The sequence below is a fragment of the Pseudobutyrivibrio sp. genome (genome assembly GCF_015057185.1).
Classification (GTDB): Bacteria; Bacillota; Clostridia; order Lachnospirales; family Lachnospiraceae; genus Pseudobutyrivibrio.
The window spans coordinates 1-13029 of sequence record NZ_SVEV01000053.1 but is presented as its reverse complement, the minus strand read 5'-3'; the positions used below and the strand labels follow the sequence as shown (position 1 = coordinate 13029).

Sequence of the window (13029 nt, the reverse complement as noted above, 5' to 3'; positions counted from 1 at the left end):
AGCTTCATCTATGTGACTATGAAAAAGTGAGAAAAAGTGAGTTAACAAGAGATATAACAAGATTAATATGGGAGGATTAATTAGATATGACAGAGATAGAGATAGAGATAAAAGAAATTAGAGAAGCCATAAGTGCTGCAGATGATGCTATAAGGCAAGTAGAATCGATTAAAATGGAATTACAAGACAGATTGAGAGGTTAGTTAGATGTACTATGTGGAAGATGGCACAGAATTAGCGGGATTTTATGAATGCTCAGAATGTGCTAATAGATTTTTATCTGTTCAGGTGGGTCCAAGTTTGGTATGCCCATACTGTGGCGAAGCGCCTGATATGGAAATCGGACCAGATGAAGAAATGCCAGTGGTCAAAGAAACTGCGAAGCTACTGCAAGTGGTCAGAGGCAAGGAAGAGGTTGAGCGTATGGACGCACTTCTTTCATTAGCTATCACTGGTGGAGATTATAATTGGATGTAAACAAAGTTAGAAGAAGGAAAGTTTTATGATACAGATTTTTGGCACTAAAAAATGCAATGACACTAATCTCTTGCCAATTACCTACTAACATAGTATGCTTTAGAAAAGGGTGGATGATAGTAGGAGGCTGTTTTATGAAGTCTATTCTTATCAAAGATACAACCAAAGAAGAGCGAGAGGAAATAATCAAATCATCTCTTGATTGTGGTGGTGGCTGTGAGAATTGTTCCTCATGTTGGTTAGGTGGTGGTAGTCCTTGGGATATCTATCAAGACTATATCGATGGTAGGCGTGAGATTTCTGAGATTAATGCTGATTACATGTCAGTATATCGTCAGGACAGACAGATAAAGTAGGTAGTAATATGGCACCAGATATTTCAACATCTACAATGGAAGAGCGTAGGGAATATATAAAAAAGACCTTTCCATGTATAGCCGACTGTGATATGTGCGGACTATGCACAGTATTTCATGGAAAGGATGCTGAGACTGCTTATGATGATTATATAACTGGTAAGCGGTCTTATATGGAAGTAAGTGCAGACTATAGGTAGACTAAAAGCCAGAGATGTCCTTCAGGTTGAGTTATATCAAGTGCATATCTAGTACACATAGTGAATCTACTATGGATATTCCTCTGCAGGTACATGCTCTAAGTCAGAATAGTTGGACTCAAAAGACTGCTCTGTACTTGCGATTTCTTCATTAAATCCCTTTAGTGCATCAAAAGGGCTGAATATTTTGGCGCGTCTGGATAAATCCATAGCTGGGTGTTTGATTGAAAAATCATCAAATGGAGAGTGCTTTGGTTTACCTTTTTCATACACTTTTCTGTATCTATCTGTAATCATATCATTTCATCCAATTTCATAAAATATAAATTAAGCTTTATGTCCGCCGATTTGAACATTTCGTTCTCTTGTGGTAGCTCCTTCTAGAAGGTTAATGCCTTTTAATATCGCATTTGCTCCATACCTAGTTCTTACTTCTAAAAGAGCTGAATGAATGAGCTGTTCTTTGTTAAGCGTTTCATAGTTAGTGAATAAATCCATTTGAAAGTAGCCACCATTGTTTTGGACATTACAAGCACATATGCCAAGTCTGCGAAACAGTATTCTATGGTCAGTTTTCTTTATCACATCATTCATAATAGCTTCAATTACTAGCTTAGAAGTGTTTGTCGCATTACGTAGGTTTACGGTGCCATTAGAATGTGCTGGATGGAGTCTGCCATACCAATCTATTGCTAGTGGCCCATCGTAGTGAGGGCAGTATTCAAGGCTTTTGTAGTCGTAGCTTACCCACCAGGTGAACTTTGACGATACCAGATTTTTCTTGTACATGTCACAACATAGGATATCAATCATCTCTTTTAGAACAATACATGCTTCTTCGTACTTATATGGTCTAGGCAATACTTGTCCGTTGGAAAGAGAGTGGTTATCGGATTTGTAGTTTTTAATATCATGCATTGTAACAGGCTCGATTCCCCAGGCATGATCTATTAATATCTCAGCATCAATGCCAAAGGTTTTATAAAACCATTCTTCATCTATTTGAGAGCGTTCGGCAACATCTCCCATGGTGAACATCATATTTCGTTCGAGACGCCGAGCTTTACCATTTCCTATCTGCCAGAAATCTGTGAGGGGCTTATGTGGCCATAGCAAAGTTTTATATGAGTCTTCTGTTAGAGCAGCAATACGTACGCCGTCTTTATCGGCAGGAGCTTTTTTAGCTACGATATCCATTGCTACTTTTGCAAGATACAGATTTGTTCCAATACCAACTGTAGCGGTGATGCCAGTCTGCTTTAGCACATCTCTAATCATGGTCATAGCCATGACGTGAGCCGAGCTTTGGCCAGATTTTATAGATGCGGGTTCATATAGATGCAAGTATGGTGTGCAATCAATGAAACTCTCATCGATGCTGTAAACATGGATGTCTTCTGGGGCTACATATTTTAAAAAAATACCGTAAATCTTGGCTGATACTTTCTCATATTCAAGCATACGAGGGACTGCAGTAATATAAAGGACTTTGGTATGGTGAGCTCTTTCGTACTTCTCTATGGCTTGTTTTGCCTCAAATAGTCTAGGTCTACTTGGAACGCCTATAGCTTTTAGGGCAGGAGAGACTGCCAAGCAGATGGTTTGGTCGGTTCTACTTCCATCAGCGACTAGAAGGTTAGCTTTAAGTGGATCAAGACCTCTGGCAACGCATTCTACAGATGCATAGAATGACTTCATATCTATAGCTATATAGCATTTGGGGATTAGTAAATTCTTAGACATATCCAGTAGTCTTACCTCCTTGATAAATCACGAACATACTTTCCGAAAATATGTTTGCTTTTGTAAGTAGATAATACACCCGAACATGCATTCTTGTAAATCGAACAAATTATAAAATAATTATAGGTAGATGGTGGCGTTGCTATAGGTTTTGTTGATAACGGTGTATAGGAAACCTTGATTATAAAACCTATTGACCTAGTAGGTAATAAGAGATAAGATATCACACATAACAAGGAAGTAGGAGGTAGCAAATGAAAAACATATTGTGTTTTGGAGATTCAAATACATATGGTCTTCGCCCAGACAATGGGGATAGATACGATAGTGATGTCCGCTGGACAGGAATTCTTTCAAAGAAGCTTGGTACCTCCGACTACAGAGTTGTTGAGGAAGGGTTGTGTGGAAGGACTACAGTGTTTGAGGATAGGACACGAATCGGCAGAAACGGTTCATTATATCTTCCAGTATTTTTAGAGTCACATTATCCAATAGACACGGTGGTGCTAATGCTTGGTACAAATGATTGCAAATCAATTTACAATGCATCGTCAGTTGTTATTGGCCGCGGGATTGAAATTCTTCTGAAGCAGATTAGGTCATATAAGAAGGATATGGAAATAATCCTGGTGTCACCTATTCATTTGGGAGAAAAGGTATGGCAGAACAATTATGATCCTGAATTCAATGAACACTCTGTAGTGATTTCTAAAGAATTGAAAGCAGTCTTTAGAAAGCTCGCCGAGGAGTATGACTGTAAATTTTTGGCAGCATCTGATGTGGCGAAGCCATCAGAATTGGATCAGGAGCACATGGACGCCAAAAGCCATGAGTTACTCGCGGGAGCCATATATGAAAAGTTGGTAAAAATATAAGAATAGAAAGAGGACGATTATTATGAAAAACAACTTACTTAAGAAATTATCAAGCGGATTACTTATTACAGCACTTACAGCTACAGCATTTGTTGGATGCGGGAATTCCAGTGCAGATGCAGGAGAGGAAGTAAAGGATGCAAGTGTGGAGGCAGGCGCAGATGCTGCAGATTCAAATGCAGGCTTTAGAACACTTGATGAGATTAAGGAAAGCGGAACAATTAACATCGGTGTTTTCTCAGACAAGAGCCCATTTGGTTATGTAGATGAAAATGGAGAGTATGCAGGATACGATGTTTATTTTGCAGAAAGAATTGGTGAGGATCTTGGTGTTGAGATTAACTACGTATCAACAGAAGCTGCAAACAGAATTGAGTACCTTCAGACAGGAAAGGTTGATATCATTCTTGCAAACTTTACTGTAACAGAAGAGAGAGCTCAGGAGGTTGATTTCGCACTTCCATACATGAATGTTGCACTTGGTGTTGTATCACCATCAGATGCAGTTATTGAGAGCCTTGATGATATCGGTGAGGATGATCAGGTAATTGTTATTTCTGGTACAACAGCAGAGACATACCTTACAAAGAATTATCCAGATATCAAGCTTCAGAAGTACGATGCATATGCAGAGGCAAAGACAGCATTTGAAAACGGCAACGGCGTAGCATGGGCAAATGATAATACAGAGGTTATCGCATTTGCGATAGAGAATGAAGGATACACAGTAGGTATTCCAGAGCTTGGTGACCAGGATACAATCGCTCCAGCTGTAACAAAGGGCAATGAGACACTTCTCAACTGGCTTAACGAAGAGCTTGATACACTTGGAGATGAGAACTTCTTCCACGCTGATTACGAGGCAACTCTTCTTGATACATACGGTGCTGACTACGAAGATACTCTTGTAGTAGAGCAGTAAGATTCCTAAAGAAAATTTGAAAGGCTATTTATTTAGTAATGGATATAAATATTCTTAGAGAATATATTCCACTATATAAAGAAGCACTTTTACTTACAATGAAGATAGGATGGCAGGGCATATTAATGAGTCTAATCATTGGACTTATGGGCTCTGCTATCCTGCATTTTAAAGTTCCGGTGCTTAAAACGATTATTGGAATATATATTGAAATTTTTAGAAACACACCACTTTTGGTTCAATTGTTTTTTATCTACTTTGCATTGCCAAAGGTAGGAATCAGAATAACTGCAGAGACATGCGGTGTTCTAGGACTAGGACTTCTAGGCGGAGCCTATATGATTGAAACCTTTAGAAGTGGTCTGGAAGCAATTCCTGTAATACAAACCGAAAGTGCACTCAGCCTTGGTATGAATGAATATCAGACCTTGTGGCATGTAATTATGCCTCAGGCAATCTCTATCAGTGTGCCAGGACTTTTGGCCAACGTAATATTCTTATTAAAAGAGACATCAGTGTTTTCAACAATCAGTCTCATGGACCTGATGTTTACTGCAAAGGATTTAATAGGAATGTACGCAAAGACAATTGAGTGTCTGTTCCTTCTGGTTGTATTCTACCTGATTATGCTCCTTCCAGTATCAATTATAGGAGCGATTGTGGAAAGGAGGTTGCGCTATGGCCAGTTTGGGGATTGATGTTCTGTTCAAAGGAACAAACTTCATGAGATTGCTTCAGGGCTTGTGGGTTTCAATTGAAATCAGCCTTATATCCGTTGCAATTAGCATTTTACTAGGACTTGTTGTCGGTGTGTTGATGACAGTTGATAATAAGATTTTAAAAGCCGTGTTGAAGCTATATCTAGAGACAGTAAGAATCATGCCGCAGATGGTGCTTCTTTTCATTGTGTATTTCGGAACCACCAGAGTCTTCGGTTGGGACTTATCTGCGGAGGCTTCAGCAATATTTGTATTCACCTTCTGGGGCACAGCAGAGATGGGGGATTTGGTAAGAGGTTCTATAAAAAGCATTCCTCGTATCCAATTTGAATCTGCATACGCTCTTGGAATGGATAAGCTTCAGAGCTATTTTTACATAATACTGCCACAGACAATAAGACGTTTGATTCCACTATCAATCAATCTTATAACCAGAATGATTAAGACAACATCACTGGTAATGATGATTGGTATTGTGGAAGTTTTGAAGGTAGGGCAGCAGATTATCGAAGCAAACAGAAACACTTCACCAAATGCAGCATTCGGTGTGTTTGGTGTGGTAATGCTTCTGTATTTCCTGGTTTGCTGGCCAATTAGTAGACTTAGTATTTATTTGGAGAAAAGGTGGGCGTAATGAGCGAATTATTAAAGGTTACACATTTACATAAGGAATTTGGAAACAATGTTGTTTTGAAAGATATCAACCTTTCTGTAAAAAGAGGAGAGGTTGTAGTTATCATCGGACCATCAGGCTGTGGTAAAAGTACATTTCTTAGATGCTTGAATGGTTTAGAGGAAATTCAGGGAGGCATCATTACCGTTGATGGACTTCCAGTGGAGGCTGATAAAAGAGATATCACAAAGCTTCGCCAGAAGATTGGAATGGTGTTCCAGTCTTACGAATTGTTCCCTCACAAGACAGTAATTGAAAACATTATACTTGCACCTACAAAGGTTCAAAAAAGAAGTAAGGATGAGGTTACAAAGGAAGCAATAGAGCTTCTAGACAAGGTTGGTCTCTCTGATAAAAAAGATTATTATCCTAGACAGCTTTCAGGTGGTCAAAAGCAGCGTGTGGCTATTGTAAGAGCACTTGTGATGCATCCAGAGATTATACTTTTTGATGAGGTAACAGCGGCCCTTGATCCAGAGATGGTTCATGAGGTACTTGAAACCATGATAAAGCTTGCGAAAAGTGGGCGCACTATGCTTATAGTAACTCACGAAATGAGTTTTGCAGAAGCTGTTGCTGATAGAATCCTTTTCTTCGACAATGGTGAGATAGTAGAGGAGGCAGAAGATGTAAAGGGATTCTTTAAAGAACCAGTTACTGAGCGCGCGCAAAAGTTCCTTAGAACCTTTGAGTATGACAGTGCCTTATACATATAAATTTGCGGCACATAGGGCAACGAAGTGTTGAACGATGATCACTTTTGTGACCATCGTATTTGCATATGAAAAAGCTCTAAAACTTATAGAAATTCTCTGAAATTGAGTGGATAAAGATTTAAGATTGCCATTTACCTACTAAAAGAGTATGCTTTTAGAAAAGAAGAAGAGAAGGGGAATAGTAAAAATGATTTCAAGAGATGAGGCCTTCGACTTATTGAAAAAATACAACAAGGATTCTTTTCATATTCAACACGCATTGACCGTTGAAGCTGTTATGAAATGGTATGCAAATGAACTTGGTTATGCAGATGAAATGGAATATTGGGGAATTGTTGGACTTTTACATGATATAGATTTTGAATTGTATCCAGATGAACATTGTTTAAAAGCTCCAGAATTATTAAAAGAGGGCGGTGTGAGTGATGATATTATTCATGCAGTATGTTCACACGGATACGGTATTACTGTTGGTTGCGGAGAAACTATAGATGTAGAGCCAATAAGAGAGATGGAAAAAGTACTTTTTGCAGCTGATGAGTTGACAGGACTTATTTGGGCGGCAGCTTTAATGCGACCATCCAAGAGTACTAAAGATATGGAACTAAAATCTCTTAAGAAGAAATATAAAAGCAAAGGATTTGCTGCAGGATGCTCACGAGAGGTAATAGAACGTGGCGCAAATCAGCTTGGCTGGGAGCTTAATGATTTGTTAGATAAAACTTTGCAAGCAATGGCAGCTAGCGAAGATACTATTAACAAGGAAATGTTAGCGGGGTAAAGGCCTATGAAATCAATCCTTATTAAAGATACAACACGAGAGGAGCGCGAAGAGATTATAAAAGCATCTCTTGACTGTGGAGGCGGATGTGAAAACTGTTCTTCATGTTGGCTTGGTGGCGGTAGTCCTTGGGACATTTACCAGGACTATATAGATGGAAAACGTGAAATTAGTGATATTAATAAGGATTATATGTCTATATACCGTCAGGATAGGCAAATAAAATAGGTATACCTATGAAAGAAGCTCCAGATATTATAAATTCAACTGAACAAGAACGTCGTGATTATATAAAGCAAAGATTTCCATGTATTGCAGATTGCGATATGTGTGGACTTTGCAAAGTGTTTCATGGAAAAGATGCAGAAACAGCTTATGCCGATTACATCTCAGGGGTACGGACATTTTTTGATGTATCAGCTGATTATAAAAGGTGACTAAAACAATTCAGCTTATTACTTGCGCCAATTGCAATATCTTTTTGATTATATCTAGTCTTTTCCATGAATGTGTCCCCCTAATCTAAAAGTGATCCTAAAAAGTTCTTTGCATTGTTATAGAATATGTTCTCATAATCCTTTTCTTTTAATGGGCAAGAAAGAATCTTTTGGATTTCCACCTCTGGTGCATGAAAAGGTGTATCTAGTCCAAACATAACTCTGTCATTTCCCACATTTTTATAAGCATTGAAAATCTGAGCAGTCATTGAAGTGCCAGAAGTTTCAAGCCATATATTTTTATATCTTTTAGCAATAGTCTGAGCTGCCTCAACATATATTCCATGGCCATGCCCCATATGAAGCATTACAAATTTACATTTTGGATGTCGCTCTGCTAAAAGCCCTATCTGCCAAGGCAATGAGAAAGGTTCATGTCCTGAATGCACAAAGAAAGGCACATTATAGGATTCACAGATTTCAGCTACTGGATCTACTATTGGAGAATCAGCAGCATAGCCATCAAATAATGATTGTATCTTTGCCCCTTTGCAGCCTTTATCACGAATTAAATATTCTAGTTCGTCATAGGCAGCTTGTTCTTTTGTACAATCAATCCAAGGCACTGGAATAATCTTGTTCTTAGCCTTTTCATAAGCTTCTAGAATATCCGCGTTTTTAGAAGAATCAGAAGGGCATAAGACTGTCTTTTCTATATTAAATTTATCCATCAAATCAATAACTAAATTAATGTCCCCACTAAAGTTAAATGGATTACCCCAGGTTCCAATATGCGAGTGCATATCAATCTTTTTAAAATCGCTAAATTCATACATAACAAGTTCTCCTCCTTTTGTTGGAGAAAATAATATATGATTCCTGTGCACTTTGAAATATCTAGTTTTGATTATTTTTTAGGGGTCAGTTTCAAAGAATAAGGCTCACTTTTGTACACTTTATTTTTGTGTATGGAACAATTAGAATTATTTTATGAAATAAATTACAGTTTGCAGAATTTCGAGAAGCCTTAACAGCTTCCTCCTTATCGCTGGCTCTAGCATATATATTAGTAGCTGCAATAGAAGCATGACCCATACGGTTTTGAAGTACTAGAATATCATGCTCAGCCTTATAAAATTCCATAGCAAAGCTAGAGCGGAGCTTATGTACGCTGATATCACTACGGTGAAGCGAGGCTCTATCGTATTTTTTTAGCATCTGTTGAATCTGACGTACTGAAAGTCTGTCACCGTCAAGGGTAGTGAAGAGAGGAGAGTTGCTATCGAATTTCTCTCCATGGATTTTCCTTGATTTAAGGTAATCCTGAATATATATCTTTGATTCATCAGAAAAATACACCTTTGAAGGTGTTTTGCCACTTCTTTTTTTACCTTTTCTTAAAGTAAGAACGAAACATTCGTTAGATTCATCATGCATAAAATCATCATAAATAACCACATCATTTATATTTAAAGCCTGTAATTCGGATATACGAAGTCCTGTATCTAAAAACAGGAATATGATGGCTAAATCACGTTTCTTATACTTTTCATGGAAAGCCAATTCTCGTTTAGTAAGTCCAGTTCCATATTGTATACAATCTAGTAGCTTTGTCTGTTCATCAAGATTCAAATATGTAACAAAATCGCTTTGCTCAATATAAAATAATTATGATATGGTTTAAAGGTGTATATATACGCCATACATGATATATTATATATATGTTTTGTATGAGCTTATACAAATAGATTAGATAAATGAAAGGAATTTTTTATGGATTTTACAATGAGGGATTTGAAAGCTAAAGAATTATTAGAATATGATTTTCTGGATGATTGGAAAGAAGTTAGTAATATAGAAATTTATGATGAATTTGTTGACACTGTTGACTTGGATAAGTACTTTATTTATAAAATGGCTACACTTAATAATAAACCTGATGAGATATACAAGAATTCTCTCAATTATTGGGAAGCAGTTAGAGATAAATATGCGAGAAAAAAAGGAAGAGGATATGTATACTGTATAGAAGATCCAGATACATATAGTGAAAAACTGCAAAATATATATAAAGCAATATATGAAGATAATTATTTAAATATTACAAAAGACAATGAGGGAAGAATATGTGGTGATACAATGAATAGTATTACAACCACGATGAGTAAATATTTCAGGTTGATATATGCAGATGATGAAAAGTATTATAGATCTAAAATAAAAGGAAATGGATTTATTAATGAATGTGGTAAACCATATAATGGTTCATTAAGTCAGTCTCTGGAAATATATATTAGAGAGAAAGATAGCGAGAAGTTAAAGGAATCGATTAGTGAAGATGCTAAAAATTTTATTAGATATAGCCATACTCTAGGTAATTTTATTCCAGTACCAGCGAAAACTTTTAATGTACCCCGCTCGACATCCACAAAAGATTACTGGGACTTAACATTATTACGAATTTACAACTGGTATAAAGAAAACGAATCCTCAGACAAATCTTTAAAGAAGGATGCAATTCTTAAGACAGTTGAAAATGAGTGCGATTGCAATAAAAATAAAGAATTATGTCTCTTGCTAGGAAGAAATCGCGCTAACGTTAAACTCTGTATTAAGTGGCTATGTGAATTTGGAAGTTGGGATAGCTTTGTTAAGAAGAATTATATGCAATCTTTTGTCATAGAGGAAGGTAATGGCAATTACGGAGAACCACTAGAACTCTGGAAAGGGCACTTTGAGAGAAATGAAGATAGTACATTTAAGAATCCAATGCCCCTTTGCAAGGAACAGTGTGAAGAATTCTTTAAGAATGCAACTGAGAGGATAAAGGAGCGTAGTGAAAATATGGCTGAAAAATTTCAGCAAAATAACAGGTAAATAGTATGTCCAAATCATCATTAACAAATGGAATCAGATTATTAGAATTTTTAAAGCGTAATACGGATAAGAATCATCCTGCCACACAGCACAGTATTAGAGAGCAAATGGGAGAGGAACTATCCAAACAGCTTATGGGAGATAAGGGTACTTACGCTAGACGTTTAAAAGAATTAGCAGATGCATACAACATTGATGAAAATGGTATGTTACTAGATGAGTCTGAGTTCACGATTAGTTATCCTGGATATTTACAATCAGAGGATTCTGGTAAGAGAAATGGGAAAGTCTATTATAATCATACTGTTGATGAAGAAGAATTGGCATTTCTCGTTGAGTGTGTTCGTTGTACGCACAATTTTACTGAAGAAGAAAAAATATCTTTAGAAGCAAGGCTGAAAAATACACTTGGAAGTAAGCATTATCCTTCGCCTGAGGAGATAAAAGGGTGTCTTATCAAAAAGCTGGATGAAACTATTACTGGAGACACGCAGAAAATCGAAGGAATTATCAAGCAGCTGCGAGAACACATAAAGGTAGGACAGATGACGGACATTACAGTGTTAGATTCAGATGGAAATAATCCGCAGATTTATCAGGTGAGCCCCTACAGACTTGTACAAAAGGACTCATACTTTTGGCTGATTTGCAATTGGCATGAGAGACCGGCTGAAACTTATAATTATCCTGGCGGTAGGAAGAACTATAGATATGACAGATTCTTTCCATGGTACACTAACAATCTTACTGCCTTCAGAATTGATCTTATCGAAGACGTAAAAACAGCCAGGGTACCTAAAGAGACCAAGGTTCATTGGACGATGACTAAAGGTATGGATCCGCCAAAGGGAAATAAGAAATATATTATTCAAGAAAGCTTTACAAATAATCCAAGAAAAGCACGAAATAGAGATGACATGAAAGAAGTTTTGCTAAAATTTGATCAAATCGCGCATGAAGCAAAATTGGAACATGGTTGTGATATAGCGCTTCAATAAGGGGGTATATATACACCTTTACAAGAAATCTATATATACTCTTGTAAGTGTTTCATAGACATTTACAAATTACAAAGCTAGCCTCACTGACTCAACATCAGTGGGGCGTTTTTTATAGGAGGTGTTATATGAGTTTTGTAGTTTTCTTAGATGTAGACGGAGTGTTAAATACATCAAAATCATGCGTTGTAGCTCCATCTGGTAAGTATGTTGGAATAGTTGAGTTTAGACTAAAGCTATTAGGCGACGCCATGCGTTACGCTGGTTGTGATGGTGTTGTATTGACAACTACATGGAAAAATCTAAGAAAGGATCATGAAGATTTCTTGTATCTTAAGGACGGATTGGCCAGGCATGGGATAAATATTTTAGGAGAAACAAAAGAGCATGCTGGTGAAAGTCGGGAAGATGGTATACTAAAATATATAGAAAAGCATGATGATATTGAGGATTTCGTTATTCTAGATGACAATCACTATGGATTTGAAGATTATAATAAACTATGGGAAAGATTTCTAGATACAAAGGGACAAGGAATAGAGTGTTCTACATACGCATCTGCAACACCTAGCGTATCAGCGATGATTTTTTTAGAAGGAATATCAAAATCAGACAAATTATTAAACTAAAGTAAATCGGATAGTGAGGTGTGAAAATGGTTGTGAAAGAAAAAAAGAATCATAGAGGAAAGATTGTACCACTTGATGAGTGGAAGATAAAACTGCAAGAGGATTTTCCATTTATGGAGCAAAGCACTGATGATTCCCATAATAGCTATAGAAAATGGGGATTTGAATGCTCAGGTGGATGGTATCAGTTACTTAGGGAGTGTTGTGAGGCTATTGTTGCAAGATATGCAATAGAAGGTATTGGATTAAGTGGGATAGACTTTGAGCCTGCTCAGATAAAAGAAAAGTTTGGTACGCTACGTTTTTACTTTGGATATACGGATGCACCATGTGGAATTGCTGCTTTTGATGACCTTGCAACAGGAGAAAGCATACGTTTTGAGCCAAAAGTAGAAGGCTATATAGGTGATGCCAAAGCAAAACTACGGCAGGATATTAGTTCTATTGTTCACGCAGCAGAAGAGAAAAGCAGGCACACTTGTGAACTATGTGGCGCAGAAGGAGAATTAAGAAATGATTCCTCTGTAGGAATTTTCAGGGTTATGACTCTTTGTGATGCATGTCATAAAGAACGAATAGAAAATTATATACTAAAGTACAAGAAGATACCAAAATAAGTATAGAAG

At 37.1% G+C, this 13029-nt stretch carries 19 protein-coding genes; 15 read left to right on the top strand and 4 right to left on the bottom strand.

All coding sequences use genetic code 11. The annotated features are described in order from the left end of the window. Positions 1–207 precede the first annotated feature (207 nt). From E7276_RS14730 to E7276_RS14720, 3 genes are all read left to right on the top strand, one after another. Entirely contained in the window at positions 208–477 is a 270-nt protein-coding gene (locus E7276_RS14730; RefSeq protein ID WP_294219252.1) for a hypothetical protein, read from the top strand. Positions 478–611: 134 nt separating this feature from the next. Beyond that, positions 612–833 carry a hypothetical protein gene (locus E7276_RS14725; RefSeq protein ID WP_294219249.1) on the top strand — a complete coding sequence of 74 codons (222 nt, stop codon included), beginning with the start codon at positions 612–614 and terminating at the stop codon, positions 831–833. An 8-nt stretch (positions 834–841) separates the two neighbouring features. Next, positions 842–1033 (top strand): hypothetical protein, encoded by a 192-nt coding sequence (locus E7276_RS14720; RefSeq protein WP_294219246.1) that lies wholly within the window; start codon positions 842–844, stop codon positions 1031–1033. 69 nt (positions 1034–1102) lie between these two features. Here the strand turns inward: E7276_RS14720 and E7276_RS14715 are convergent, their stop codons facing one another. Both E7276_RS14715 and E7276_RS14710 read right to left on the bottom strand, forming a co-directional pair. After that, positions 1103–1330 (bottom strand): hypothetical protein, encoded by a 228-nt coding sequence (locus tag E7276_RS14715; RefSeq protein ID WP_294219243.1) that lies wholly within the window; start codon positions 1328–1330, stop codon positions 1103–1105. 30 nt (positions 1331–1360) lie between these two features. Beyond that, on the bottom strand, positions 1361–2776 hold the full coding sequence (locus tag E7276_RS14710; RefSeq protein WP_294219240.1) for a Y-family DNA polymerase: 1416 nt from the start codon (positions 2774–2776) through the stop codon (positions 1361–1363). A gap of 254 nt (positions 2777–3030) precedes the next feature. On the opposite strand from E7276_RS14710, the gene E7276_RS14705 reads away from it, so the two are divergent. The 8 genes from E7276_RS14705 (at position 3031) to E7276_RS14670 (ending at position 7899) form a co-directional block, all read left to right on the top strand. Then, positions 3031–3651 (top strand): GDSL-type esterase/lipase family protein, encoded by a 621-nt coding sequence (locus E7276_RS14705; protein WP_294219237.1) that lies wholly within the window; start codon positions 3031–3033, stop codon positions 3649–3651. 22 nt (positions 3652–3673) lie between these two features. Continuing rightward, entirely contained in the window at positions 3674–4573 is a 900-nt protein-coding gene (locus tag E7276_RS14700) for a transporter substrate-binding domain-containing protein (protein ID WP_033153834.1), read from the top strand. Positions 4574–4611: 38 nt separating this feature from the next. Continuing rightward, positions 4612–5271 carry an amino acid ABC transporter permease gene (locus tag E7276_RS14695; protein WP_294219232.1) on the top strand — a complete coding sequence of 220 codons (660 nt, stop codon included), beginning with the start codon at positions 4612–4614 and terminating at the stop codon, positions 5269–5271. Next, complete coding sequence (locus tag E7276_RS14690) at positions 5252–5926, top strand: amino acid ABC transporter permease (protein ID WP_294219229.1); 675 nt, start codon at positions 5252–5254, stop codon at positions 5924–5926. The genes E7276_RS14695 and E7276_RS14690 overlap by 20 nt, the downstream gene beginning before the upstream one ends. Continuing rightward, on the top strand, positions 5926–6681 hold the full coding sequence (locus tag E7276_RS14685) for an amino acid ABC transporter ATP-binding protein (RefSeq protein ID WP_294219226.1): 756 nt from the start codon (positions 5926–5928) through the stop codon (positions 6679–6681). The genes E7276_RS14690 and E7276_RS14685 overlap by 1 nt, the downstream gene beginning before the upstream one ends. Before the next feature lie 187 nt (positions 6682–6868). Then, a complete protein-coding gene (locus E7276_RS14680) occupies positions 6869–7462 on the top strand; it encodes an HD domain-containing protein (RefSeq protein WP_294219223.1) in 594 nt (197 codons plus the stop codon). Between the two features lie 6 nt (positions 7463–7468). Beyond that, on the top strand, positions 7469–7690 hold the full coding sequence (locus tag E7276_RS14675) for a hypothetical protein (RefSeq protein ID WP_072912303.1): 222 nt from the start codon (positions 7469–7471) through the stop codon (positions 7688–7690). An 8-nt stretch (positions 7691–7698) separates the two neighbouring features. Continuing rightward, on the top strand, positions 7699–7899 hold the full coding sequence (locus E7276_RS14670) for a hypothetical protein (RefSeq protein WP_294219213.1): 201 nt from the start codon (positions 7699–7701) through the stop codon (positions 7897–7899). 80 nt (positions 7900–7979) lie between these two features. Here the strand turns inward: E7276_RS14670 and E7276_RS14665 are convergent, their stop codons facing one another. Continuing rightward, on the bottom strand, positions 7980–8735 hold the full coding sequence (locus E7276_RS14665) for an amidohydrolase family protein (RefSeq protein ID WP_294219210.1): 756 nt from the start codon (positions 8733–8735) through the stop codon (positions 7980–7982). A 91-nt stretch (positions 8736–8826) separates the two neighbouring features. Next, positions 8827–9531: a tyrosine-type recombinase/integrase gene (locus tag E7276_RS14660; protein ID WP_294219208.1), complete on the bottom strand. Its 705-nt coding sequence runs from the start codon at positions 9529–9531 to the stop codon at positions 8827–8829. Between the two features lie 141 nt (positions 9532–9672). Between E7276_RS14660 and E7276_RS14655 the strand changes: the two genes are divergently transcribed. The 4 genes from E7276_RS14655 to E7276_RS14640 all read left to right on the top strand — a co-directional run bounded on the left by E7276_RS14655 (position 9673) and on the right by E7276_RS14640 (position 13020). Then, complete coding sequence (locus E7276_RS14655; protein WP_294219206.1) at positions 9673–10776, top strand: hypothetical protein; 1104 nt, start codon at positions 9673–9675, stop codon at positions 10774–10776. Positions 10777–10781: 5 nt separating this feature from the next. Further along, on the top strand, positions 10782–11774 hold the full coding sequence (locus E7276_RS14650; protein ID WP_294219204.1) for a hypothetical protein: 993 nt from the start codon (positions 10782–10784) through the stop codon (positions 11772–11774). A 128-nt stretch (positions 11775–11902) separates the two neighbouring features. Further along, positions 11903–12403, top strand: a complete 501-nt coding sequence (locus E7276_RS14645; protein WP_294219203.1) for an HAD domain-containing protein — start codon at positions 11903–11905, stop codon at positions 12401–12403. A 26-nt stretch (positions 12404–12429) separates the two neighbouring features. Next, a complete protein-coding gene (locus tag E7276_RS14640; protein ID WP_294219201.1) occupies positions 12430–13020 on the top strand; it encodes a hypothetical protein in 591 nt (196 codons plus the stop codon). Positions 13021–13029: the final 9 nt, after the last annotated feature.

Bases quoted from the DNA above. Each gene is read 5' to 3' on its own strand.
- E7276_RS14680 (WP_294219223.1), top strand. From the start codon at position 6,869: ATGATTTCAAGAGATGAGGCCTTCGACTTATTGAAAAAATACAACAAG.
- E7276_RS14695 (WP_294219232.1), top strand. From the start codon at position 4,612: ATGGATATAAATATTCTTAGAGAATATATTCCACTATATAAAGAAGCA.
- E7276_RS14670 (WP_294219213.1), top strand. From the start codon at position 7,699: ATGAAAGAAGCTCCAGATATTATAAATTCAACTGAACAAGAACGTCGT.
- E7276_RS14720 (WP_294219246.1), top strand. From the start codon at position 842: ATGGCACCAGATATTTCAACATCTACAATGGAAGAGCGTAGGGAATAT.
- E7276_RS14665 (WP_294219210.1), bottom strand. From the start codon at position 8,735: ATGTATGAATTTAGCGATTTTAAAAAGATTGATATGCACTCGCATATT.
- E7276_RS14655 (WP_294219206.1), top strand. From the start codon at position 9,673: ATGGATTTTACAATGAGGGATTTGAAAGCTAAAGAATTATTAGAATAT.
- E7276_RS14725 (WP_294219249.1), top strand. From the start codon at position 612: ATGAAGTCTATTCTTATCAAAGATACAACCAAAGAAGAGCGAGAGGAA.
- E7276_RS14700 (WP_033153834.1), top strand. From the start codon at position 3,674: ATGAAAAACAACTTACTTAAGAAATTATCAAGCGGATTACTTATTACA.
- E7276_RS14690 (WP_294219229.1), top strand. From the start codon at position 5,252: ATGGCCAGTTTGGGGATTGATGTTCTGTTCAAAGGAACAAACTTCATG.
- E7276_RS14685 (WP_294219226.1), top strand. From the start codon at position 5,926: ATGAGCGAATTATTAAAGGTTACACATTTACATAAGGAATTTGGAAAC.
- E7276_RS14650 (WP_294219204.1), top strand. From the start codon at position 10,782: ATGTCCAAATCATCATTAACAAATGGAATCAGATTATTAGAATTTTTA.
- E7276_RS14710 (WP_294219240.1), bottom strand. From the start codon at position 2,776: ATGTCTAAGAATTTACTAATCCCCAAATGCTATATAGCTATAGATATG.
- E7276_RS14705 (WP_294219237.1), top strand. From the start codon at position 3,031: ATGAAAAACATATTGTGTTTTGGAGATTCAAATACATATGGTCTTCGC.
- E7276_RS14675 (WP_072912303.1), top strand. From the start codon at position 7,469: ATGAAATCAATCCTTATTAAAGATACAACACGAGAGGAGCGCGAAGAG.
- E7276_RS14715 (WP_294219243.1), bottom strand. From the start codon at position 1,330: ATGATTACAGATAGATACAGAAAAGTGTATGAAAAAGGTAAACCAAAG.
- E7276_RS14730 (WP_294219252.1), top strand. From the start codon at position 208: ATGTACTATGTGGAAGATGGCACAGAATTAGCGGGATTTTATGAATGC.
- E7276_RS14640 (WP_294219201.1), top strand. From the start codon at position 12,430: ATGGTTGTGAAAGAAAAAAAGAATCATAGAGGAAAGATTGTACCACTT.
- E7276_RS14645 (WP_294219203.1), top strand. From the start codon at position 11,903: ATGAGTTTTGTAGTTTTCTTAGATGTAGACGGAGTGTTAAATACATCA.